Genomic DNA, 22,915 nt, shown 5'->3' on the forward strand with positions numbered 1-22,915 from the left:
TCCGAGCCGCCCACGGGCGCAACCCCATTCCCACACCCCGTTAGACTCGACCTTTGGTGCGTTTGTGTCCGCGTGCCATCGCCGTATCGCGGTCGCGGTCGCGGGGACCCCCGGCCTGGGGGCACCTCCCAGTTAGCTGGGGGACAATCGGAAGCACGGGAAGAGATGTCGGCACCCAATAAGTCGTACGACCCTGTCGAGGTCGAGGCACTGAAACCGGAAGAGATCGAGCGCATGCGGGACGAGGCGCTCGCCGCCTTCGCCGCCGCCGGCGACCTCGACGCGCTCGCCCAGGCGAAGACCGCGCACACCGGTGGTACCTCGCCCCTCTCGCTCGCCAACCGTGAGATCGGCGCGCTGCCGCCGCAGGCCAAGGCCGCGGCGGGCAAGCTCGTGGGCATGGCCCGCGGTGCCGTGAACAAGGCCCTGGCCGCGCGCCAGGCCGAGCTGGAGGACGAGCGGGACGCCCGGGTCCTGGTCGAGGAGGCGGTGGACGTCACACTGCCCCACGACCGCGTACCGGCCGGCGCCCGCCACCCGCTGACCACGCTCTCGGAGCGCATCGAGGACATCTTCGTGGCCATGGGTTACGAGGTGGCCGAGGGCCCCGAGGTCGAGGCCGAGTGGTTCACCTTCGACGCGCTCAACATCGGCCCGGACCACCCGGCCCGTACCGAGCACGACACCTTCTTCGTGCAGGGTCCGGAGGGCGCGGCCAACTCCGGCGTCGTCCTGCGCACCCACACCTCCCCCGTGCAGATCCGCTCGATGCTCGACCGCGAGCCGCCGGTGTACGTGATCTGCCCCGGCCGGGTGTACCGCACCGACGAGCTGGACGCCACGCACAGCCCGGTGTTCCGCCAGGTCGAGCTGCTCGCCGTGGACGAGGGCCTGACCATGGCCGACCTGAAGGGCACCCTCGACCACATGGTCAAGGCGCTCTTCGGCGAGGGCATCGAGACGCGCCTGCGGCCGAACTTCTTCCCGTTCACCGAGCCGTCCGCCGAGATGGACATGGTCTGCTACGTCTGCCGCGGCGAATCCGTCGGCAACCCGGACCGGCCCTGCCGCACCTGCTCAAGCGAGGGCTGGATCGAGCTCGGCGGCTGCGGCATGGTCAACCCGAAGGTGCTGACCGCCTGCGGTGTGGACGCCGAGAAGTACAGCGGCTTCGCCTTCGGCTTCGGCATCGAGCGGATGCTGATGTTCCGCCACAACGTAGAAGACATGCGAGACATGGTCGAGGGTGACATCCGGTTCACCCGGCCGTTCGGGATGGAGATCTGATGCGGGTCCCGCTTTCCTGGCTGCGGGAGTACGTCGACCTCCCCGCCACCGAGACCGGCCGCGACGTGCAGGCCAGGCTCGTCGACGCCGGCCTGGAGGTCGAGACCGTCGAGCAGCTCGGCGCCGGGCTCAAGGGCCCCCTCGTCGTCGGCAAGGTCCTCACCATCGAGGAGCTGGAGGGCTTCAAGAAGCCCATCCGCTTCTGCACCGTCGACGTCGGCCCGGCCAACGGCACGGGTGAGCCGCAGGAGATCGTCTGCGGCGCCCGCAACTTCGCCGTCGGCGACAAGGTCGTCGTGGTCCTGCCCGGCGCGGTGCTGCCCGGCGACTTCGCGATCGCCGCGCGCAAGACGTACGGCAAGACCTCGCACGGCATGATCTGCTCCAGCGACGAGCTGGGCATGGGCCCGGACACCACCGGCGGCATCATCGTGCTGCCCCCGGAGCACGAGGTCGGCACCGACGCGATCGCGCTGCTCGAACTCGTCGACGAGGTCCTCGACATCGCGGTCACCGCCAACCGCGGCGACTGCCTGTCGATGCGCGGCGTCGCCCGCGAGACGGCCATCGCCTACGGTCTGCCGCTGCGCGACCCGGCGCTGCTCGACGTGCCCGCGCCCAACTCGTACGGCTACCCGGTCAAGGTCGCCGACCCGATCGGCTGCGACCGCTTCACCGCGCGCACCGTGACCGGTCTCGACCCCGAGGCCCGCTCCCCGATCTGGCTGCAGCGCCGGCTGCAGAAGGCCGGGATGCGTCCGATCTCGCTCGCCGTCGACATCACCAACTACGTGATGATCGAGCTCGGCCAGCCGCTGCACGCCTACGACCGCAGCCTGGTCGACGGCCCCATCGGCGTCCGCCGCGCCGAGGCCGGCGAGCTGCTCACCACCCTGGACGGCACCAAGCGCAAGCTGGACGCCGCCGACCTCGTCATCACCGACAACCGGGGCCCCATCGGCCTGGCCGGTGTGATGGGCGGAGCCAACACCGAGATCGCCGACTCCGTCACGGACCCCGAGACCGGCGAGGTCAAGGGCACCACCGAGGTCGTCATCGAGGCCGCGCACTTCGACGCGGTCGCCATCGCCCGCGCCGCGCGCCGCCACAAGCTGACGTCCGAGGCGTCCAAGCGCTTCGAGCGCGGCGTCGACCCGCAGGCCGCGGCCGCGGCCGCCCAGCGGACCGTCGACCTGCTCGTGCTGCTCGCGGGCGGCACGGCCGAGGCCGGCGTCACCGAGATCGTCTCGCCGTCCGCGCCGCGCAGCATCTCGATGCGCGCCGACCACCCCGACCGCGTCGCCGGCGTCGAGTACGGCCGCGAGAGCGTCGTACGCCGTCTCCAGCAGGTCGGCTGCGACGCGTACGGGCAGGACGAGCTCGTCGTGACCGTGCCGTCCTGGCGGCCCGACCTCAGCGAGCCGAACGACCTGGCCGAAGAGGTCATCCGTCTGGAGGGCTACGCCAACCTGCCCTCCACGCTGCCGAAGCCGCCCGCCGGACGGGGTCTGACGGAGCGTCAGCGACTGCACCGCCGGGTCGGTCGTGCGCTCGCCGGGGCCGGGTTCACCGAGGCGCCGAGCTACCCGTTCGTCGCCGAGTCGGTCTTCGACCAGCTGGGTCTGGACGCCGGGGACCCGAACCGCAAGGTCGTGAAGCTGGTCAACCCGCTCAGCGACGAGGAGCCGGCGCTGCGCACCACGCTCCTGCCGGGCCTCCTGGCCACGCTGCGCCGCAATGTCGGCCGCGGCAGCCACGACGTGGCGCTGTTCGAGACGGGCCTGGTCTTCCACCCGTCCTCGACGCCGGGCGTCGCCGCCAGGCTGCCCGTCGACCGCCGCCCCACCGACGAGGAGATCGCCTCGCTGGACGCCGTGCTGCCGGTGCAGCCGCGGCACGTGGGCGCCGTGCTCGCCGGTGCGCGCGAGCAGGCCGGCTGGTGGGGCAAGGGCCGCCCGGCCGACTGGGCCGACGCCGTCGAGGCGGCGCGCGCCGTCGCCCGCGAGGCGGGGCTCGAACTCGCCGTGGACCAAGGCCAGTACGGCCCCTGGCACCCGGGCCGCTGTGCCGAGCTGTATGTGTTCCCCGAGGGCGTCAAGACCCTCGTCGGGCACGCCGGTGAGCTGCACCCGCGCGTCGTCAAGGCGTTCGGTCTGCCCGCCCGCAGCTGCGCGATGGAGCTGAACCTCGACGACCTGGAGCAGGCCGGCGAGGGCGTGGTCCAGGCGCCGAGCATCTCCACCTTCCCGGTGGCCACCCAGGACGTCGCGCTCGTCGTGGACGCCTCGGTGCCGGCCGCCGCGGTGGAGAACGCGCTGCGCGTCGGCGCCGGTGAACTCCTTGAGTCCATCCGCCTGTTCGACGTCTACAGCGGCGAGCAGACCGGCGCGGGCAAGAAGTCCCTCGCCTACGCGCTGCGGTTCCGTGCCGCCGACCGCACCCTGACCGTCGAGGAGGCCTCGGCCGCCCGCGACGCGGCGGTGGCCCAGGCCGCCGAGTCCACGGGCGCGGTGCTGCGCGGCGCCTAGTCCGCGCGACGGCGCACGAAGAGGGGCGCACCGGCACTGCCGGTGCGCCCCTCTCCTCGTTGCCGGACGCGCCTTCCCCTTCTCACTCGTTCGGGTGAGAAGGGCGGACGATCCCCGCCGGAGGGCTCGGGCGGTCGAAACAATCGAGGCGGCCGGGCAGGCCGGTGCGGCTTCCGGCTGCGGGGTCCGGTGCCCATGCAGGGTGCAGGCCGAGGGGGGCCGACGGCATGATCCGTACACCGGGATGGACCACCGCCTGTGCGACGGCATTGCGCTCCCGCCGGGCCGCGGCCCTCGCGCTCGTCCTGCCGTCCTGCTGGCTCGCCCTGGTCGTCGCCTGGGAGCTTGCCTGCCCGTCGGCCGGTGCGGACGGCATGGTCCTGCGGATCGTGACGTGCGTGGCCTTCCTGATCGCCGTGGTGTGGCTGGCGGCCGGCGTCCGCAGCACGGCGGAGCGGGAGTTGCGGCGCATCCGGCACATCGCCGAGGTCGCCCAGCGGGTGCTTCTTCGCCCCCTGCCCGCTCGGCTCGACGGCATCGCGCTGGCCGCCGGGCAGCTCTCGGTCAGCCGGGGCGCGTCGATCGGGGGCGACCTCTACGAGGCGATGTCGACCCCGTACGGGGTCCGCGTGGTGATGGGCGATGTGCGCGGCCACGGGCTCGGCGCGATCGGCGCGGTCGCCGCCGTCCTCGGCAGCTTCCGCGAGGCCGCCTACGACGAGCCCCAACTCGCGGGCGTGCTGCGGAGGTTGGACCGAGCCCTCGCCCGGCATCTGCGCGAGCGCTGCCGCGCCGAGCACCCGGCGTCCGGCGGCGCCGAGCCGGAGAGACCGCTCGGTGAGGACTTCGTCACCGTACTGCTCCTGGAGATCCGGCCGTCCGGTGAGGTGTACGCCCTCAACTGCGGGCATCCCTGGCCCTATCGGCTCGACCGGGGCGCCGAGCCCCTCACGCCCGGCGACCCGCTGCCGCCGCTCGGTCCGTTCCCGCTGCCGGCCGAACTGCCCCCGCTGCGCTGCACCCGGCTGCTGCCGGGCGAGGCGCTCTGTCTGTACACCGACGGCGCAGAGGACGCCCGGGACGACGCGGGGCGGTTCTTCGCGCTGCGGGAGGCGCTCACGGTCGCCTCCCGCCCCTCGCCGGTGTCACCGGCCGATGTGGTCGAGCGGGTACGGCGCGCGCTCCTGGCCCACACCCGCGGCCGGCTCTCCGACGACGTGGCCCTCCTGGTGCTGCGCAACGACCGGGTCCGGGTGCCCGCCCAGTCGGCGGCCGGTGAGGCGGCCGGTGCGCACCGCTGACGACGGGGCGCCGTCGCCCTGCCGGGAGTGCCGGGCAGCGCGGACAGGGCGGCGGCGCCGAGGGCGGGCCGCCGCACTGTACGAGGGGGAGCCGGCGGCCCGACCGCCTCAACGGGAGGCGGGTTCAGAGTCAACCGACTGGGGGCGCCCGTGGGCAGAGGGCGCGGCGCATAAATGCGGGTACTCGGTTCACACCCCGTGTGAACCGAGCTCGATTACGCTGGCCACACCGAGCCGTTGGAGGGGCCCATGCAGCCCAATACCCTGCTCGACGCCCTGGTGGACGAGGCGGGGATCTCGCACGCGGGTCTGGCGGCCCGGGTGAACCAGGCGGGACGGGCCAGAGGTCTCGCACTCAGATACGAACACACCGCGGTGGCACGGTGGTTGAAGGGGCAGCGCCCGCGCGGCCAGGTGCCCGACCTGATCTGCGAGGTGCTCGCGGGACGGCTGCGCCGCCGGGTCACCCTCGACGACATCGGCCTCGGGGTGCCGGGCGAGCCGGCCCCTCTGCACGGCTCGCCGCTCGCCGGGTTCGTCGAGCGGGCCACCGCCCTGTGGCGCTCGGACGAACAGCAGCGCACCCACATCCTCGACGCCCCCGCCGTCACCGGCACCCCGGCCGTCATGCCCGTATGGGAGTGGGAGAACCCGCCGGAGGACACCGACGTGTCCCGCAACGGCCAGACGGCGGTGGGGGAATCCGACATCGAGATGCTGCGCTCGGCCCGTGAGCACTACGAGCTGATGTACCGCAAGGCGGGCGGCATCGCGACCCGTGCGCGCATCGTCGGCTTCCTCAACGCCGAGACGGCGCCCCTGCTGCGGGGCGGCTACCCGGACGCCACCGGGCGTCAACTGCACCGCGCCACGGGCGGGTTGGTGGCCATCGCGGGAATCTGTGCCTACGACTCCAATGCCCAGGGTCTTGCCCAGCGCTACTTCCACCAGGCGCTCCGGCTCGCAAAGGCCAGTGGGGACAGGGGACTTGGCGCCTACGTCATCGCGCTGCTCGTCAACCAGTCCCTGTTCATGCGGGACTACCGCCAGTCGGTCGCCTTCGCGGAGGCGGCGCTGCGCGCGGCGGGCGGCAGCCTGAGCCCCGCGCTCGCATCCGATCTGCACGCCATGCAGGCCAAGGCGTACGCGCATCTCGGGGACGGGCACAGCGCGCTGTCCTCGATCAGGAGCGCGGAGTCGGCGGCCGGGCGGGTCCGGCCGGGCCAGGAGCCGGCCGAGACCGGTTACGTCCAGCCGGGCCTGGTCAACGTCCAGGTGGCCGAGGCCCTGCTCAGCCTCGGCGATCTGGCGGCGGCGCGCGAACAGGCCGCCCTCGCGGCCGACGAGCCCTCCCACGACAGGGGCAGGGTGCACCGCCTCGCGATGCTCGCGCAGATCGAGCTGCGACAGGGCGACGCAGACCGGGCCGTGGCCACCGCGGTCGAGATGGCGGAGCGGGCCCGGGGGATGGAGTCGCAGCGATTGCGCGACCGGCTGCGCGTGGTGCGCGAGCACCTGATCGAGAGCGGTTGCGCGGGCGCCGACGAGGCCGCCGAGCTGATCGACGGGGCGCTTCGCGTTCCCCTGTAATCGTCAGCCTGCTGCGATATTGCCATCTACTTGTCGGAAGGTGGCAGAAACGTGCAGTGGACGAACCTGAGCGAACAAACTGTGTATGAAAATCGCTGGTTTCGGGTCAACCTCGCGGACGTAGAGCTTCCGGACGGGCGACACCTGGACCACTTCCTGATCAGGCTGCGCCCGGTCGCCGTCGCGACCGTCGTCAACGCGGCCAACGAGGTGCTGCTGCTGTGGCGGCACCGCTTCATCACCGACAGCTGGGGCTGGGAACTGGCCGCCGGAGTCGTGGAGGACGGCGAGGACATCGAGGCCGCGGCCGCCCGGGAAATGGAGGAGGAGACCGGCTGGCGGCCGGGACCGCTCAAACCCCTGCTCACCGTCGAGCCCGCCAACGGGCTCATCGACGCCCGGCACCATCTGTTCTGGTCCGAGTCGGCCGAGTACATCGGCCACCCCGAGGACGACTTCGAGTCGTCACGGCGTGAGTGGATACCCCTCAAGCTGGTGCCCGACATGGTCGCCCGGGGGGAGGTCCCGGCCGCCAACATGGCGGCCGGACTCCTGCTCCTGCACCATCTGCGACTGGCCGACGGCTAGTCGCACGGTTCCCTAGCGGCCGAGGGCCTGCCACACGGCGAGCGAGAGCGCGCCGAGGGCGGCCAGTGCGGTGAGGGCGGGGAGCGGCCACCTCAGGTGTTCCAGGGCCGCCACCCGTCCCACCGTCTCGGTCAGTTCACGTTCCGTCTGCTCGCTCCGCTGGGCGAGCAGCGCGAGCTGCCCGTCCATGTGGGCCATGCCGACGTCCAGGCGGCGGCGTAACTCCGCCAGTTCGTCGACGGTGGTCGAATGTCCCGGGTGGCTGGACACGGTGGGGCTCCTTAGTCCTGTCCGGACGTGCCATGGATGTGTTGGCTCAGAGTCAACTCGCCGTGTCCCAGGGGCGGGAGCGTGTGCGATGGGCATATGCGGGCTCGTGCCGCACACCCGGTGTGCGCGGTACGAGCCCGGCTCAGGCCTTTCAGGCGTACACCCGCGTATACAGAAGTACGCCGTTTTACTCAGGCGTACGAGTAAAAACCGGACCCGGTCTTCCGGCCGAGGCGCCCGGCGTCGACCATCCGCTGGAGCAGCGGGGGAGCGGCGTACAGGGGCTCCTTGAACTCGTCGTACATCGAGTCCGCGACCGAGGCGACGGTGTCCAGACCGATGAGGTCGGAGAGCTTCAGCGGGCCCATCGGGTGCGCGCAGCCCAGCTCCATGCCGTTGTCGATGTCCTCACGGCTGGCGATGCCCGACTCGAACATCCGGATCGCCGAGAGCAGATACGGAATCAGCAGCGCGTTGACCACGAACCCCGAGCGGTCCTGGGCGCGGATCGCGTGCTTGCCGAGGACCTTCTCGACCAGGACCTGGGCGCGGCTGATGGTGCCCTCGGACGTGGTGAGCGCGGGGATCAGCTCGACCAGCTTCTGCACCGGGGCCGGGTTGAAGAAGTGGATGCCGATGACCTGGTCGGGCCGCGAGGTGGCGACCGCCAGCTTCACCAGCGGAATCGAGGAGGTGTTGGAGGCCAAGATCGCGTCCGGGCGGGTCACCACCTGGTCGAGGACCTGGAAGATCTCGGTCTTGACCTGCTCGTTCTCCACGACCGCCTCGATCACGAGGTCGCGGTCGGCGAACTCGCCCAGGTCGGTGGTGAAGCTGAGCCGGCCGAGCGTCGCGTCGCGCTCCTCCTCGGTGATCTTGCCGCGCTCCGCGGCCTTCGAGAGGGAGTTGTGCAGCCGGGTGCGGCCGATCTCCAGGGCCTCGCCGGTGGTCTCGGCGACCATGACGTCCAGGCCGCTGCGGGCGCACACCTCCGCGATGCCCGCGCCCATCTGGCCACAGCCCACAATTCCGACGCGTTCGATGTCGGTCACATCGTGCCTTTCGCTTCGCTCTACTGCCGTCCCCGGCGGGTCCCCCGTGTGATTCCGGCGCCCGCCTTCGGCCCCTGACGTTACTCCGGACGCGCGTGTGCCAGTGGGGCCGGGGCGGGCATGCTGTCCGGTACACCTGGGCCGACGGGATCCGAGCGAGGGGTGTGACGTGGGGCGAATCACGCGCAGGAGCTTTGTGGCGGGCACGGCGGGAGCCCTGAGCGGGCTGGTCACGGTGGGCGGCGCGACGGCCGCCGGCCGGGACGGAACGCTGGAGCGGGCGGTGCGGGACATGGCGGGCAGGAGGCCGCGGCGGGAGTTCCGCGGGGTGTGGCTGGCCACCGTCGCCAACCGGGACTGGCCCTCCGGGGCCGGGCTGTCCGCGCAGGCGCAGCGCGCCGAACTCCTGGCCCATCTGGACAAGGCGGTCGAGCGGCGGCTCAACGCGGTGGTGTTCCAGGTCCGCCCGACCGCCGACGCGCTGTGGCCGTCCCCCTACGAGCCGTGGTCGCAGTGGCTCACCGGAACGCAGGGCCAGGACCCCGGCTGGGACCCGCTGGGCACCGCCGTGCGCGAGGCGCACCGGCGCGGCCTCGAACTGCACGCCTGGTTCAACCCCTACCGCGTCGCGAACCACACGGACCCGTCGCTGCTGGTTCCCACCCACCCCGCGCGGCTGCACCCCGACTGGGTCGTCCCCTACGGCGGGAAGCTGTACTACAACCCGGGGCTGCCCGAGGTCCGCCGGTTCGTCGAGGACGCGATGCTGGACGCGGTACGCCGCTACGACATCGACGGCGTGCACTGGGACGACTACTTCTACCCCTATCCCGTGGCGGGCCAGAGCTTCGACGACGACGCGGCGTACGCGCGGTACGGGTCCGGCTTCCCCGACCGCGATGCCTGGCGGCGCGACAACATCGACCTCCTGGTGCGCGAGACGGGCGCCCGGATCAAGGAGCTGCGTCCCCGACTCCGGTTCGGGATCAGCCCGTTCGGGGTGTGGCGCAACAGGGCGAGCGATCCCCGGGGCTCGGCGACCACGGCCGGCGCCCAGACCTACGACGACCTGCACGCCGACACCCGCGCCTGGGTCCGCGAGGGCCTCGTCGACTACATCTGTCCCCAGCTGTACTGGAACATCGGGCTGGCCGCCGCCGACTACGCCGTCCTGGTGCCGTGGTGGGACGAGGTCGCGCGGGGCACCGGCGTCGACCTGTACATCGGCGAGGCCCTCTACAAGGCGGGGGACCCGGCGCAGCCCGCCGCCTGGCAGGACCCGGCCGAGCTGTCCCGCCATCTGACCCTGGCCGATCGCCACCCCTCGGTGCGCGGCCACTGCTTCTTCGCCGCGAAGGAAGTGGCCGAGGACCGCATCGGGGCCATGGCCCGCGTCGTCGCCGACCACTACACGGCCCGGGCCCGCTGAGCCGGGCCGTGGTGCGGGTCCTCCTCAGGACCGGGCCCGCTGGGTCACCGCGATGCACACCAGGACCCCGGCCGCGGCGAGCGGGGCGGCCGGGGAGAGGTGTTCGCCGAGCAGCAGCACCGACCAGACGAGCGTGAGCAGCGGCTGGGCGAGCTGGAGCTGGCTTGCCTTCGGCACGCCGACCGCGGCGAGCCCCCGGTACCAGACGTACAGGCCGAAGCAGTTGGACCCGGCGGCCAGCCACACCAGACCGGCCACGCCGTGTCCGGTGAGCCGCCAGGGCTCGTGGACCAGCGCCACCACGGCCCCGGCCAGGGCGAACGGCAGACACAGGACCAGTGACCAGGCGACCACCTGCCAGCCCGGCAGCACCGCGGCGAGCCGGCCGCCCTCCACGTACGCGGCGGCGCAGACGAGGAGCGCCGCGAACAGATAGCCGTCGCCCGCGGACAGGGCCCCACCGCTCTGCTGCACGGTGAAGACGGCGACCACGGCGGCCCCGGCGAGCGACGCCGCCCAGAACGCGCGGGAGGGCCGCCGCCCGGTGCGCACCGCGCCGAGCGCCGCCGTGGCCAGCGGAAGCAGCCCGATCACCACGGCGGCGTGCGAGGTCGTCGAGGTCTCCAGCGCGAGGGTGGTGAGCAGCGGAAACCCGACGAGCGAACCTCCGGCGACCACGGCGAGACCGGCCCAGTGCGCCCGCGCTGGCAGCGGCACCCGCAGCCCGGCGAGGAGCGCGCCCGCGATCAGCGCGGACAGGGTGATCCGCAGCGACACGAGCGACCAGGGTCCGAAGCTCTCCAGCCCCCAGGCGGTCCCGGGAAAGGTGAGCGAGAAGGACACGACCCCGAGCGCGGCGAGCAGCGCGCCGCGGGGGAGGGAGGTGGGGGTGCCGCTCGGTCCGGCTGCCGGGACCTCGACGGTGCCGGTCCCGAGGGCCGGCCCCCCGCCGGTGCCGGTGCCGACCGCTATCGGGCTGAGGGTAGTAGCGCTATCCTGTGCTGTCATGCATGAGCGTAGCAGTGTGACCGAACTGGCGGAATCCCTGCGGAGTGAGCTGAACCGCTACTCGGTCGGCGGAAAGCTGCCGTCGAGCCGCGCGCTCGTCGAGCGGTACCGGGTGTCCCCGGTGACGGTCGCGCGTGCGCTCGCGCAGCTCGTCGCCGAGGGCCTCGTGGTCACCCGTCCCGGCGCGGGCGCCTACCGTGCCGAGCCGCGTACGGCCACGGCGCGCACCGGCGACACCTCCTGGCAGGAGGTCGCGCTCAGCGCCGACGGGGCCACCGAACCGGCCCCGCGCGCCGTCGACGCCAGCGGCGTCCTGGCCACCCTCACCGTCCCGGCGACCGGCGTCATCGACCTCAGCGGCGGCTACCTCGACGCCGGTCTCCAACCCGAGCGGGCCATGGCCGCGGCCCTCGGACGGGCCGGCCGCCGCCCCGGAGTGTGGAGCCGCCCGCCCGTCGACGGGCTCACCGAACTGCGCGCCTGGTTCGCCCGGGAGATCGGCGGCGCGGTCACCGCCGCCGACGTCCTGGTCACCGCGGGCGGCCAGACCGCGCTGACCACCGCCCTGCGTGCGCTCGCCGCGCCCGGCGCACCCGTCCTCGTCGAGTCCCCCACCTACCCCGGCCTGCTGGCCATCGCCCGGGCCTCGGGCCTCCGGCCCGTCCCGGTCCCCGTCGACCCCGACGGCATCCGCCCCGAACTCCTCGCCCGCGCCTTCGCCGCCACCGGCGCCCGCGTCCTCGTCTGCCAGCCCCTCTTCCAGAACCCGACCGGCGCCCTCCTGTCCCCGGACCGCGGCCGCGAAGCGGTCCGCATCGCGCACGCCCACGGCGCGTTCGTCGTCGAGGACGACTTCGCCCGCAGGCTCGCCCACGAGGACGCGGGCCCCCTGCCCGCCCCGCTCGCCGCCGACGACCCGGACGGCGTCGTCGTCCACGTCTCGTCGCTCACCAAGGCGACCTCGCCGAGCCTGCGGGTCGGTGCGCTCGCCGCCCGCGGCCCGGTCCTGGAACGCCTGCGCGCGATCCAGGTCGTCGACTCGTTCTTCGTGCCGCGCCCGCTGCAGGAGACCGCCCTCGAACTCGTCGGCTCCCCGGCCTGGGGGCGTCATCTGCGCGCGGTGTCGGCCGAGTTGACCGCGCGCCGGGAAGCCCTCGCCGCCGCCGTCCTGCACCGCCTCCCCGAACTCGCCCTGCCCCACGTCCCGTCCGGCGGCTACCACCTCTGGCTCCGGCTGCCCGACGGCGTACCGGAGCCCGTCGTCGTGTCCGCGGCGCTGCGCGCGGGCGTCGCCGTGGCCCCGGGCCGCCCCTACTTCAGCGCCGAGCCCCCGGCCGGGCATCTGCGCCTCAGCTTCGCGGGCGTAACGGGCCGCGCGGAGATCTCCGAGGCCGTGCGCAGACTGCGCACCGCCCTGGACGGTGTGCCGGACTGCTGACAACCGGGCCGCCGCCTGCGAGGCTCCCCGCATGAGTGAAGTGATCTTCCGCGACTGCGCGATCTCCAGCGACCCCGCCCGCCTCGACGCCGCCCGGGTCCACCACTGGCTCTCCACGGACGCGTACTGGGCACGGGGCCGCACCCGCGAGAAGCAGGACGCCGCCATCGCCGGATCGCTCAACTTCGGCGCGTACGACCGCACTTCGGGCGAGCAGGTGGCCTATGCGCGGGTCGTCACCGACCACGCCACCTTCGCCTGGCTCTGCGACGTGTACGTGGACCCCGCCGTGCGCGGCAAGGGACTCGGCACGGCCCTCGTCACCGCGGTACGCGACCACCTGGAGCCCGCCGGGCTCCGCAGGATCCTGCTCGCCACCGCGGACGCCCACGGGGTCTACGAGAGGATCGGCTTCCGCACCCTGGAGACCGCGGACAAGTGGATGGCCCTCGGCCTGCAGTAGTCCCGGGCCGCGCGGCCCCGGCTCAGGTCAGCTCGCGTACGACCCGGGCCGGGTTGCCGACCGCGAGCACGCCCGACGGCAGGTCCCGGGTGACGACGGCGCCCGCGCCCACCACCGTGTTCGCGCCGATGCTCACACCGGGGCAGACGATCACCCCGCCGCCCAGCCACACGTTGTCCCCGATGGTCACGGGCAGCGCCCTCTCCCACCCGGCCCGCCGCCGTTCGGCATCCAACTCGTGTGCGGGCGTGAGGAGTTGCACGTTCGGCCCGATCTGCACATCGGCCCCGACGGTGATGCTGCCGGTGTCGAGGAAGACCGCGCCGAAGTTCACGAACGTCCCCGCGCCGATGCTGATGTTGTAGCCGAAGTCGCACCGGAACGGCGCCCGCACGTGGACGGAGGCGTCGACCCGGCCGAGCAGCTCGGCGAGGACCGCGTGCCGTTCGGCGGCCGGGGCCGTGGCCGCCGCGTCGTAGGCGGCGCACAGCCGGACGCGGCGCTCGGTGTCGGCGCGGAGCTCCGGGTCGTCGGGCAGGTACCACTCGCCGGCCAGCATCAAGCGCTTGTTCTCCCCCACGGGGCGTCCTCCCGGCTCGGTCGGCGGACCGTACGGTCGCGGTCGCCCAGACCGTACGCCATCGGCCGCCGCGCACGGCGAAAAACTTCGGCGCGCGCCCGCGATCCGTGTCGATCCGCACGGTTCGCGTTCGTATAGATGGTGAGGGCCGCCCCGCCGGGGACGCCACCGTACGAGGAGAACGCCATGACGAACGCCCTGCACTATCTGCTCAGCGTGGTCACGCCGAGCGAGGGGACCCCGCCGTCCTCCGACGAGATGGCCAGGATCACCGGCAACCTCCAGGCCTTCCACCAGGAGCTCAAGGACGCCGGTGCCTGGGTCTTCGCCGGGGGGCTCGCGGCGCCCTCCACGGCAACGGTGCTGCGCGAGAAGAACGGTGACGTGCTCACCACCGACGGGCCGTACATCGAGAGCAAGGAGTACCTCGGCGGGCTGTGCATCGTGAAGGCGCCCGACCTGGACGCGGCGCTGGAATGGGGCCGCAAGGCGGTGCTCGCGACGACCCTGCCCATCGAGGTGCGGCCCTTCTACGGCGAAGTCCAGGAGTGAGCCGGACGGGGGCGGGCGCGCCGGGGAACGACGAGGTCGAGCGGGTGTTCCGGGCCCAGTACGGCAGGGCGGTCGCCGTCCTCGTCGGGGTGCTCGGGGACATCGGCCTCGCCGAGGAGGCCGTGCAGGACGCGTTCGAGGCCGCCCTCGCCCGGTGGCCCGCCGACGGGCTGCCGCCGAGCCCGGCCGGCTGGATCATCACCACCGCCCGCAACCGGGCCGTGGACCGGCTGCGCCGCGAGTCGACCCGCGCCGACCGGCAGGCCGAGGCCGCCCGGCGCGAGCGGCTGTTCACGGCCGACGAGCCCGCCGAGGAGGGCCCCGTGCACGACGACCGGCTCCGCCTGGTCTTCACCTGCTGCCACCCCTCGCTCGCCCCCACCGCCCAAGTGGCCCTGACCCTGCGGCTGTTGGGGGGTCTGAGCACCGCCGAGATCGCCCGCGCCTTCCTGGTGCCCGAGCCGACGATGGCCCAGCGCCTGGTGCGGGCCAAGGGCAAGATCCGCGACGCCCGCATCCCGTACCGCGTCCCGCGCGAGGTCGACCTCCCGGAGCGGCTCGGCGCGGTGCTCGCCGTCGTCTGCCTGATCTTCAACGAGGGGTACGCGGCGAGCTCCGGCGAGGACCTCGTGCGCGAGGACCTGTGCGCCGAGGCCCTGCGTCTGGGCCGGCTGCTCGTCGAGCTGATGCCGGACGAGCCCGAGCCGCTCGGCCTGCTCGCCCTCATGCTGCTCACCGCGTCGCGCCGGGCCGCGAGGTCGGACCCGGCCGGCGCCCTCGTCCTCCTCGCCGACCAGGACCGCACCCGCTGGGACCCCGAACTCAGGTTCGAGGGGCAGGAGTTGGTGCGCCGTTGCCTGCGCCTCGGCCGGCCGGGGCCGTACCAGATCCTGGCCGCGATCAACGCCGTGCACAGCGACGCCGCGACGGCGGGGGAGACGGACTGGCACCAGATCCGGCAGCTGTACGACCAACTGCTCGCGCTCGCCCCGACGCCGGTCGTGGCCCTCAACCGGGCGGTCGCCGTGGCCGAGACCGAGGGCCCCGCCGAGGCCCTCGCCCTCGTCGACGCGCTGGACCTGGCCGCGTACCACCTCTTCCACGCCACCCGCGCGGACCTGCTGCGCCGGCTCGGCCGGTACGAGGAGGCGGCCGGGGCCTACGAGGAGGCGCTCGCCCGCACGGGCAACGCGGCGGAACGAGCGTTCCTGGAGCGGAGGTTGGCGGAGCTGAGGGCCGCGTAGTGCGGCCCTCGCGGCCCCGCTCAGGCCGAGACCCCGGCAGTGGCGCCCGCCGGGTCCGCGGCGCGGCCGGCCGCGTCCGTCCGGGGCCGCGCCACCACATGGCGGCGCCGGCCCGGCATCCCGAAGAACGGGTTGGCGACGCCCCAGGCCGCGCCCTTGCAGACCAGCTCCTTGTAGAAGGCGGCGAACCGCCCGGTGAGGGCGCCGCGCACGGCCCGGTCGTCGGCGGTCACGTACTGGATCAGGCCCTCCTTGCGGCCCAGCGAGACGCACTGGTTGAAGTAGCGCAGCGGCACATCAGGCAGCTTCCCGCCGGTCAGGCGGGCCACGATCGCGCCGGCGGCCTGCCAGGCCATGGGGGTGCCCGAGGCGCAGGACATGCGCAGCGGCCCGCCGCCGGGGCCGGTCGCCACCGCCGCGTCGCCGACGGCGTACACGTCGGGGTGCGAGAGCGAGCGCATGGACGCGTCGACGGCGATCCGCCCGTCGGCGCCGGTCTCCAGGGCGGTGGCCCCCGCGATGGCGTGCACGGCGAAGCCGGTCGTCCACACGGTGACCGCGGCCGGGATCGCGCTGCCGTCGCCGGTGGCGACGTGGTCGGCCGTGACGCCGGTGACGGCGGCGTTCTCGTACGTGGTGATGCCGAGGTCGCCGCACACCTTGCGCAGATGCGCGCGGCCCTTGGGCGAGAGCCAGTCGCCGAGGCCGCCGCGGGCGACGAGCGCGACATCGAGGTCCGGGCGGGCCTCGGCGATCTCGGTCGCCGCTTCGAGGCCGGTGAGGCCGCCGCCGACCACGACCACCGGCTGTCCGGCATCGAGCCGGGCGAGCCGGTCGCGCAGCCGCAGCGCCCCGGCGCGACCGGCGATCTGGTGGGCGTGCTCGGCCGCGCCGGGGACGCCGTGGTCGGTCCAGCCGCTGCCGAGGGCGTACACGAGGGTGTCGTACGAGAGCTCCTCGGCCGTGCCGTTCGCGTCCACTCCGGTCGCGGCCACGACGGCGACGGTCTTCCGGTCGACGTCGACGCCGGTGACCTTTCCGAGCCTCACCTCGACGCCGGTGCCCGCGAACATCTCGTCGAGGGGGCGTTCCTTGAGGTCCTGGCCGGTCGCGAGCTGGTGCAGCCGGACGCGCTCGACGAAGTCGGGCTCGGCGTTGACGAGGGTGACGGTGACGTCCTCGCGGTAGAGCCGCCTGGCGAGGCGACCGGCGGTGATCGCTCCGGCGTATCCGGCTCCGAGGACGATGATGCGGTGCTGCATATCCCTGCTCCTGTCTCGCGCGGTGTCGCCCCTTGAACCGGGCGGCCCGCCGTTTCCTGACAGGTGCGGGATGTGAAGCGGGTCACAGGGGACGGGAGGGGGTCAGAAGATGTGGAGCAGCGGCTCCCCGTGCTCGGTCGCCGCCCACTGCCGGGTCGCCCGGTCCAGCTTGTCGGGGTTGCCCTGGCTGCGGAACGCGACGATGCCGTCGGCGCCGATCTCCAGGGCCATGACGCCGACGACCCGGCCGTCCACGACGGCCACGACGGCGGGCGCCCCGTTGGCGTTCGCGGCATGCACCTCGGCCGAGCCGCCGACCAGGGCACGCTTGGCCTTGCCGGGCTTGAACAGGCCCCGCATGAAGGTCGCGACCGCGAGTGCCCCCTCGAAGGCGCGCGTACGGGCCGGGACCTTCCCGCCCCCGTCGCCGACCGCGATGGCGTCCGCGGTGAGCAGCCGCACCAGCGGCTCGGTCCGTCCGCTGGCCGCGGCGGCCAGGAACTCCTCGACCACCCGCCGGGCCGCGGCCGCGTCGATCTCGGTCCGCGCCGTGCCCTCGGCCACGTGCTTCTTGGCCCGGTGGAAGATCTGCTGACTGGCGGCCTCGGTGAGGTCGAGCAGCTCGGCGATCTCCCGGTGCGCGTAGCCGAACGCCTCCCGCAGGACGTACACCGCCCGCTCGTTGGGGGAGAGCCGCTCCAGCAGGGTGAGCACCGCGTACGACACCGATTCGCGCTGCTCGACGGTGTCGGCGGGGCCGAGCATCGGGTCCCCGTCGAGCAGCGGCTCGGGCAGCCACTGGCCCACATAGGTCTCGCGGCGGGCGCGGGCCGAGGTGAGTTGGTTGAGGCAGAGCCGGGTGAGCACCTTGGTCAGCCAGGCCTCGGGCACCTCGATGCGTTCCACGTCGGACGCCTGCCAGCGCAGAAACGTCTCCTGCACCACGTCCTCGGCCTCGCTCGCGGATCCGAGCATCCGGTAGCCGATGGCCTGGAGCCGCGGTCGGGCGGCCTCGAACCGGTCCACGTCCTTCATGGTCAGCGCCATGGCCCGGATCCTAGCCCGCCGCCGGCCCCGCACCACGGGCACCCTGACGTCGGTCCCCGCCGGCCGGGCCGTCCGACGGGCGGGTCGTCGTCACGCGGGGGCGCCGAGCGGCGGGTGGTCGAGAACGCGGGGCCTGTACTCGACCAGCTGGGTGCGGCCGTCGAAGGTGCGGTGCTCGATCATCTCCAGGGCAACGTCCGGATAGCCGTCGTAGATGCGCTCCTCACCCGTAGCCCCGGTGATCACCGGGAACATCACCACCCGGAAGCGGTCGACGAGCCCGGCTCGGAGCAGGGACCGGCAGAGGCTGAGGCTGCCGATCGTGCTGAGGAGCCCCGAGCCGCTCGACTTCATGGCACGGACCGCCTCGACGGCGTCGTCGCGGACGACCGTGGTGTTGGCCCAGGCAAGTGGCTCCTTGAGGGAGGAGGAGAACACCACCTTGGAAGCTCGCGTGAGCTCGTCGACGGACGCCTCCTCCTCGGGCCTGAACTCGTCCTGGCCACTGGGGACTTCGCCTCCTGCGAAGCCCGACATCAAGCGGTAGGTGTTCGCTCCCATCAGATAGGTGGCCTGGGGCTGCTCCCCGAGCCATGCGAGGTACTCCGGGCCTTCGAGGCCCCAGAACCCGGGCCATCCCTCTCCTGACGCGTAGCCGTCGAGGGAGGTGATGAAGTCGACGAGAAGCTCCGGCATGGCGGTGTCCCTTCCTGAGGTGTCACGAGTCCTGAGGTGTCATGAGCTTGGACCGGCCGGGAGCCGGAAAATCATCGGCCGCACCGTGGAGGACGGGGAAAACGGCCCGGACCGCCGTCATGACCGGCCGGACCGACGGGAACGCCCGGGGCGGGCCGAAGCGCCCAGTTGCAGCCCGGAGGCGATCGGACCGGCGCACTCTTTGCATAAAACTGCATGACTGCGTATAGTCATGCCATCACCGAGGAGGAACGATGGCAGCGGTACGTGCGGCAGTGGCAGGGGCCAGTGGCTATGCGGGCGGGGAACTGCTGCGTCTGCTGCTCGGGCATCCCGGGGTCGAGGTCGGGGCGCTGACCGCGAACTCCAACGCCGGGCAGCCGCTCGGGGCGCTTCAGCCGCACCTCGTCCCGCTGGCCGGGCGGGTTCTGGAGGCCACCACGGCCGAGGTTCTCGCGGGGCACGACGTCGTCTTTCTCGCGCTGCCGCACGGGCAGTCCGCGGCCGTCGCCGAGCAGCTCGGCGACGACGTCCTGGTCGTCGACATGGGCGCCGACTTCCGGCTGCGCGACGCCGGCGACTGGGAGAAGTTCTACGGCTCGGCGCACGCCGGGTCCTGGCCCTACGGGCTGCCCGAACTGCCGGGTGCGCGCGCCGCGTTGGAGTCCACGCGGCGGATCGCCGTGCCGGGCTGCTACCCGACGGCCGTCTCCCTCGCGCTGTTCCCCGCGTACCGGGACGGACTCGTCGAGCCGGACGCCGTGATCGTCGCCGCCACCGGCACCTCCGGCGCCGGCAAGGCGCTCAAGCCGCATCTGCTGGGCAGCGAGGTGATGGGCTCGATGTCGCCGTACGGCGTCGGCGGCGGGCACCGGCACACCCCCGAGATGATCCAGAACCTCAGCGCCGTGGCCGGCGAGGACGTCACCGTGTCCTTCACGCCCACCCTCGCGCCGATGTCCCGCGGCATCCTCGCCACCTGCTCCGCCAGGGCGAAGGCCGGCGTGAGCGCCGAGAGCGTACGGGCCGCGTACGAGAAGGCCTTCGCCGACGAGCCGTTCGTGCACCTGCTCCCCGCCGGGCAGTGGCCCACCACCGCCTCCGTGTACGGGTCCAACGGCGTTCACGTACAGGTGGCCCTCGACGAGGCCGCGAACCGCGTCATCGCCGTCAGCGCCATCGACAACCTGACCAAGGGCACCGCCGGCGGCGCGGTGCAGAGCATGAACATCGCCCTCGGACTCGACGAGTCGACGGGCCTTTCCACGATGGGAGTTGCGCCGTGAGCGTGACGGCAGCCAAGGGATTCCAGGCGGCGGGCATCGCCGCCGGGATCAAGCAGAACGGCAACCCGGACCTGGCCCTCGTGGTCAACACCGGGCCCCGCCTCGCCGCCGCGGGCGTCTTCACCTCCAACCGCGTCAAGGCCGCGCCGGTCCTGTGGTCCGAGCAGGTCCTCAAGGGCGGCGAGGTGAGCGCCGTGGTCCTCAACTCCGGTGGCGCCAACGCCTGTACGGGCCCCCAGGGCTTCCAGGACACCCACGCCACCGCCGAGAAGGCCGCCGCCTCGCTCAACGCCGCGGGGCGCGACGAGACCGGCGGGCACGGCGCGGGCACCGTCGCCGTCGCCTCCACCGGGCTCATCGGCACGCTGCTCCCGATGGACAAGCTGCTGCCCGGCGTCGACGCGGCGGTCGCCCAGCTCGACGTGCACGGCGGCGAGAAGGCCGCCATCGCCATCAAGACCACCGACACCGTGCACAAGACCAGCGTGGTCAGCAAGGACGGCTGGACCGTGGGCGGCATGGCGAAGGGCGCCGGCATGCTCGCTCCCGGCCTCGCCACCATGCTCGTCGTGCTCACCACCGACGCGGACCTCGACGCCGCCACCCTCGACCGGGCGCTGCGCGACGCGACGCGGCAGACCTTCGACCGGGTCGACTCCGACGGCTGCATGTCCACCAACGACACCGTGCTGCTGCTCGCCTCCGGCGCCTCTGAACTGGCCCCGCAGTACGGCGAGTTCGCCGAGGCCGTCCGCGCCGTCTGCGACGACCTCGCGCGCCAGCTCATCGGGGACGCCGAGGGCGCGTCCAAGGACATCCGCATCGAGGTCGTGAACGCCGCGAGCGAGGACGACGCCGTCGAGGTCGGGCGCTCCATCGCCCGGAACAACCTGCTCAAGTGCGCCATCCACGGCGAGGACCCCAACTGGGGCCGGGTCCTGTCCGCCATCGGCACCACGAAGGCGGCCTTCGACCCGGACCGGCTGAACGTCGCCATCAACGACGTCTGGGTCTGCAAGGACGGCTCCGTCGGCGAGGACCGCGACCTGGTCGACATGCGCTACCGCGAGGTCAGGATCACCGCCGACCTCGCCGCCGGCACCGCCGGGCCCGTCGTCATCTGGGCCAACGACCTCACCGCCGAGTACGTCCACGAGAACAGCGCGTACAGCTCATGAGCACGCGCAAGCACACCGCCCTGCCCAAGGCGCAGATCCTCATCGAGGCGCTGCCCTGGCTGACCCGGCACCACGGCAAGACCGTCGTCATCAAGTTCGGCGGCAACGCCATGGTCGACGAGGGCCTGAAGGCCGCGTTCGCCCAGGACGTGGTGTTCCTGCGGCAGTCCGGCCTCAAGCCCGTCGTCGTGCACGGCGGCGGACCGCAGATCAGCAAGCAGCTCGACAAGCACGGCCTGGTCAGCGAGTTCAAGGCGGGCCTTCGCGTCACCACCCCCGAGGCCATGGACGTCGTCCGCATGGTGCTCGCCGGCCAGGTGCAGCGCGAGCTCGTCGGCCTGCTCAACCAGCACGGGCCGCTCGCCGTCGGCATGACCGGTGAGGACGCCCACACCATCACCGCCATCCAGCACCGCCCCGAGATCGACGGCGAACTGGTCGACATCGGCCGGGTCGGCCAGATCACCGCGATCGATCCGGGCGCCATCAAGGCGCTTCTGGACGACGGCCGTATCCCGGTCATCTCCTCGATCGCCCGCTCCCAGGACGACGGACATGTCTACAACGTCAATGCTGATACGGCGGCTGCGGCACTTGCGGCTGCGCTGGGCGCCGAGACCCTGATGGTCCTGACCGACGTCGAGGGGCTGTACGAGGACTGGCCCAACAGCGACGACGTGATCAGCCGACTGACGGCCAGTCAGCTGGAGACCCTGCTGCCCGAGCTGTCGAGCGGCATGGTCCCCAAGATGGAGGGCTGCCTGTTCGCCGTGCGCAACGGGGTCAACACCGCGCGCGTCATCGACGGACGGGTCCAGCACTCGATCCTGCTGGAAATCTTCACCGACGAGGGCATCGGCACCATGGTCGTGCCCGACGGACCGCACGTGAGCGATGGACAAGGGGGAGCGCGGTGACCAACCAGGAGTTCGCACAGCGCTGGCAGCACGTCATGACGGACAACTACGGCACGCCGAAGCTGTCGCTGGTGCGCGGCGCGGGCGCGACCGTGTGGGACGCGGACGGCACCGCGTACACCGACTTCGTGGGCGGCATCGCGGTCAACGCGCTCGGCCACGCCCACCCGGCCGTCGTGCAGGCCGTGTCCCAGCAGATCGCCTCGCTCGGCCACGTCTCCAACCTCTTCGTGGCGGAGCCGCCGGTGGCGCTCGCGGAGCGGCTGGTCCAGCTCTTCGACCGGCCCGGCAGGGTGTTCTTCTGCAACTCCGGCGCGGAGGCGAACGAGGCCGCCTTCAAGATCGGCCGCCTCACCGGGCGGACCCACATGGTCGCCACCCACGGCGGTTTCCACGGCCGGACGATGGGCGCGCTCGCCCTCACCGGCCAGGAGGGCAAGCGGACGCCGTTCCTGCCGCTGCCCGGCGACGTCACCCACGTACCGTTCGGGGACGTCGACGCGCTGCGGGCGGCCGTCACCGAGGAGACCGCCCTCGTCGTCATCGAGCCCATCCAGGGCGAGATCGGCGTCGTCGTCCCGCCCGCCGGATACCTGGAGGCGGCCCGGGAGATCACCCGTGCCACCGGCACGCTGCTGGTCCTGGACGAGGTGCAGACCGGTATCGGGCGGACCGGCAGCTGGTTCGAGTACCAGCAGCACGAGGGCGTCGAGCCCGACATCGTCACCCTGGCCAAGGGGCTCGGCGGCGGTCTTCCGCTCGGCGCGACGGTCGCCTTCGGCGCGGCGGCCGAGCTGTTGAAGCCCGGCATGCACGGCACCACCTTCGGCGGGAACCCCGTCGCCTGCGCCGCCGGACTCGCCGTGCTCGACGTGCTGTCCGCCGACGGCGCGCTCGACCACGTCAAGCGGACCGGCGAGAAGCTGCGCGCCGGAATCGAGGCGCTCGGCCACCCGCTGGTCTCCCATGTCCGTGGTGCGGGGCTGCTGCTGGGTATCGTGCTCAACGAGCCCCTCGCACCCCAGGTGCAGCAGGCGGCTCAGGACGCCGGCTTCCTGGTCAACGCGCCCGCCCCCGATGTCGTACGGCTCATGCCGCCGCTCATCATCGGTGATGCGGAGGTGGACGCGTTCCTCCAGGCGCTGCCCGGCGTCCTCGGCACAGTCAACGGGGACGGACGATCCGGAGAATGAGACGAC

General features: G+C 72.9%; 21 protein-coding genes. 14 read left to right on the forward strand and 7 right to left on the reverse strand.

Annotated features, from left to right (window positions below; translation table 11 throughout):
* Positions 1–165 precede the first annotated feature (165 nt).
* From pheS to IE267_RS29360, 5 genes are all read left to right on the forward strand, one after another.
* Entirely contained in the window at positions 166–1,287 is a 1,122-nt protein-coding gene (gene pheS, locus IE267_RS29340; protein ID WP_161245171.1) for a phenylalanine--tRNA ligase subunit alpha, read from the forward strand.
* A complete protein-coding gene (gene pheT / locus IE267_RS29345) occupies positions 1,287–3,815 on the forward strand; it encodes a phenylalanine--tRNA ligase subunit beta (RefSeq protein WP_189765303.1) in 2,529 nt (842 codons plus the stop codon). Before pheS ends, pheT begins: the two co-directional genes overlap by 1 nt.
* Before the next feature lie 227 nt (positions 3,816–4,042).
* A complete protein-coding gene (locus IE267_RS29350) occupies positions 4,043–5,116 on the forward strand; it encodes a PP2C family protein-serine/threonine phosphatase (protein ID WP_189765304.1) in 1,074 nt (357 codons plus the stop codon).
* A gap of 249 nt (positions 5,117–5,365) precedes the next feature.
* Complete coding sequence (locus IE267_RS29355) at positions 5,366–6,706, forward strand: NsdA family TPR-like regulatory protein (RefSeq protein ID WP_167154765.1); 1,341 nt, start codon at positions 5,366–5,368, stop codon at positions 6,704–6,706.
* 51 nt (positions 6,707–6,757) lie between these two features.
* Complete coding sequence (locus IE267_RS29360) at positions 6,758–7,294, forward strand: NUDIX domain-containing protein (RefSeq protein WP_078966054.1); 537 nt, start codon at positions 6,758–6,760, stop codon at positions 7,292–7,294.
* A gap of 12 nt (positions 7,295–7,306) precedes the next feature.
* Here IE267_RS29360 and IE267_RS29365 read toward each other — a convergent pair whose 3' ends face one another.
* Entirely contained in the window at positions 7,307–7,564 is a 258-nt protein-coding gene (locus IE267_RS29365; RefSeq protein WP_161245314.1) for a hypothetical protein, read from the reverse strand.
* 191 nt (positions 7,565–7,755) lie between these two features.
* Positions 7,756–8,616 carry a 3-hydroxybutyryl-CoA dehydrogenase gene (locus tag IE267_RS29370; protein ID WP_100577214.1) on the reverse strand — a complete coding sequence of 287 codons (861 nt, stop codon included), beginning with the start codon at positions 8,614–8,616 and terminating at the stop codon, positions 7,756–7,758.
* A 169-nt stretch (positions 8,617–8,785) separates the two neighbouring features.
* Here IE267_RS29370 and IE267_RS29375 point away from each other — a divergent pair, with 169 nt between their 5' ends.
* On the forward strand, positions 8,786–10,045 hold the full coding sequence (locus IE267_RS29375) for a glycoside hydrolase family 10-like protein (protein WP_189765305.1): 1,260 nt from the start codon (positions 8,786–8,788) through the stop codon (positions 10,043–10,045).
* Between the two features lie 24 nt (positions 10,046–10,069).
* Here the strand turns inward: IE267_RS29375 and IE267_RS29380 are convergent, their stop codons facing one another.
* Complete coding sequence (locus IE267_RS29380; protein ID WP_167154771.1) at positions 10,070–11,053, reverse strand: DMT family transporter; 984 nt, start codon at positions 11,051–11,053, stop codon at positions 10,070–10,072.
* Between IE267_RS29380 and IE267_RS29385 the strand changes: the two genes are divergently transcribed.
* Together IE267_RS29385 and IE267_RS29390 are read left to right on the forward strand one after the other, a co-directional pair.
* Positions 11,052–12,491 carry an aminotransferase-like domain-containing protein gene (locus IE267_RS29385; protein WP_167154775.1) on the forward strand — a complete coding sequence of 480 codons (1,440 nt, stop codon included), beginning with the start codon at positions 11,052–11,054 and terminating at the stop codon, positions 12,489–12,491. The two genes, IE267_RS29380 and IE267_RS29385, sit on opposite strands and share 2 nt — an antisense overlap.
* A gap of 31 nt (positions 12,492–12,522) precedes the next feature.
* Positions 12,523–12,954: a GNAT family N-acetyltransferase gene (locus IE267_RS29390; RefSeq protein ID WP_189765306.1), complete on the forward strand. Its 432-nt coding sequence runs from the start codon at positions 12,523–12,525 to the stop codon at positions 12,952–12,954.
* A 22-nt stretch (positions 12,955–12,976) separates the two neighbouring features.
* Here IE267_RS29390 and IE267_RS29395 read toward each other — a convergent pair whose 3' ends face one another.
* Entirely contained in the window at positions 12,977–13,534 is a 558-nt protein-coding gene (locus IE267_RS29395; protein WP_167154781.1) for a sugar O-acetyltransferase, read from the reverse strand.
* Between the two features lie 186 nt (positions 13,535–13,720).
* Between IE267_RS29395 and IE267_RS29400 the strand changes: the two genes are divergently transcribed.
* Together IE267_RS29400 and IE267_RS29405 are read left to right on the forward strand one after the other, a co-directional pair.
* Positions 13,721–14,086 (forward strand): YciI family protein, encoded by a 366-nt coding sequence (locus IE267_RS29400; RefSeq protein WP_189765307.1) that lies wholly within the window; start codon positions 13,721–13,723, stop codon positions 14,084–14,086.
* Positions 14,083–15,330 (forward strand): RNA polymerase sigma factor, encoded by a 1,248-nt coding sequence (locus IE267_RS29405; RefSeq protein WP_229861482.1) that lies wholly within the window; start codon positions 14,083–14,085, stop codon positions 15,328–15,330. The genes IE267_RS29400 and IE267_RS29405 overlap by 4 nt, the downstream gene beginning before the upstream one ends.
* 20 nt (positions 15,331–15,350) lie before the next feature.
* Here IE267_RS29405 and IE267_RS29410 read toward each other — a convergent pair whose 3' ends face one another.
* The 3 genes from IE267_RS29410 to IE267_RS29420 all read right to left on the reverse strand — a co-directional run bounded on the left by IE267_RS29410 (position 15,351) and on the right by IE267_RS29420 (position 18,335).
* Positions 15,351–16,592, reverse strand: coding sequence for an NAD(P)/FAD-dependent oxidoreductase (locus tag IE267_RS29410; RefSeq protein WP_189765309.1), 1,242 nt, complete (start codon positions 16,590–16,592; stop codon positions 15,351–15,353).
* 102 nt (positions 16,593–16,694) lie between these two features.
* Positions 16,695–17,639 (reverse strand): RNA polymerase sigma factor SigJ, encoded by a 945-nt coding sequence (gene sigJ / locus IE267_RS29415; protein WP_189765310.1) that lies wholly within the window; start codon positions 17,637–17,639, stop codon positions 16,695–16,697.
* 90 nt (positions 17,640–17,729) lie between these two features.
* Positions 17,730–18,335 (reverse strand): dihydrofolate reductase family protein, encoded by a 606-nt coding sequence (locus IE267_RS29420; protein ID WP_189765311.1) that lies wholly within the window; start codon positions 18,333–18,335, stop codon positions 17,730–17,732.
* A 254-nt stretch (positions 18,336–18,589) separates the two neighbouring features.
* Here IE267_RS29420 and argC point away from each other — a divergent pair, with 254 nt between their 5' ends.
* Genes argC through IE267_RS29440 form a run of 4 tightly spaced genes read left to right on the forward strand, consistent with a single transcriptional unit; the run spans position 18,590 to position 22,909 of the window.
* Positions 18,590–19,621: an N-acetyl-gamma-glutamyl-phosphate reductase gene (gene argC / locus IE267_RS29425; protein ID WP_189765312.1), complete on the forward strand. Its 1,032-nt coding sequence runs from the start codon at positions 18,590–18,592 to the stop codon at positions 19,619–19,621.
* Positions 19,618–20,799, forward strand: coding sequence for a bifunctional glutamate N-acetyltransferase/amino-acid acetyltransferase ArgJ (gene argJ, locus IE267_RS29430; protein WP_167154804.1), 1,182 nt, complete (start codon positions 19,618–19,620; stop codon positions 20,797–20,799). Before argC ends, argJ begins: the two co-directional genes overlap by 4 nt.
* The gene (gene argB, locus IE267_RS29435; protein ID WP_161246058.1) at positions 20,796–21,716 is read left to right on the forward strand and encodes an acetylglutamate kinase; all 921 of its coding nucleotides are present in this window, start codon (positions 20,796–20,798) and stop codon (positions 21,714–21,716) included. Before argJ ends, argB begins: the two co-directional genes overlap by 4 nt.
* The gene (locus IE267_RS29440; RefSeq protein WP_167154807.1) at positions 21,713–22,909 is read left to right on the forward strand and encodes an acetylornithine transaminase; all 1,197 of its coding nucleotides are present in this window, start codon (positions 21,713–21,715) and stop codon (positions 22,907–22,909) included. Before argB ends, IE267_RS29440 begins: the two co-directional genes overlap by 4 nt.
* The last annotated feature ends 6 nt before the right edge of the window (positions 22,910–22,915 follow it).

The sequence above is a fragment of the Streptomyces xanthochromogenes genome (genome assembly GCF_014650455.1).
Taxonomy (GTDB): Bacteria; Actinomycetota; Actinomycetes; order Streptomycetales; family Streptomycetaceae; genus Streptomyces; species Streptomyces xanthochromogenes.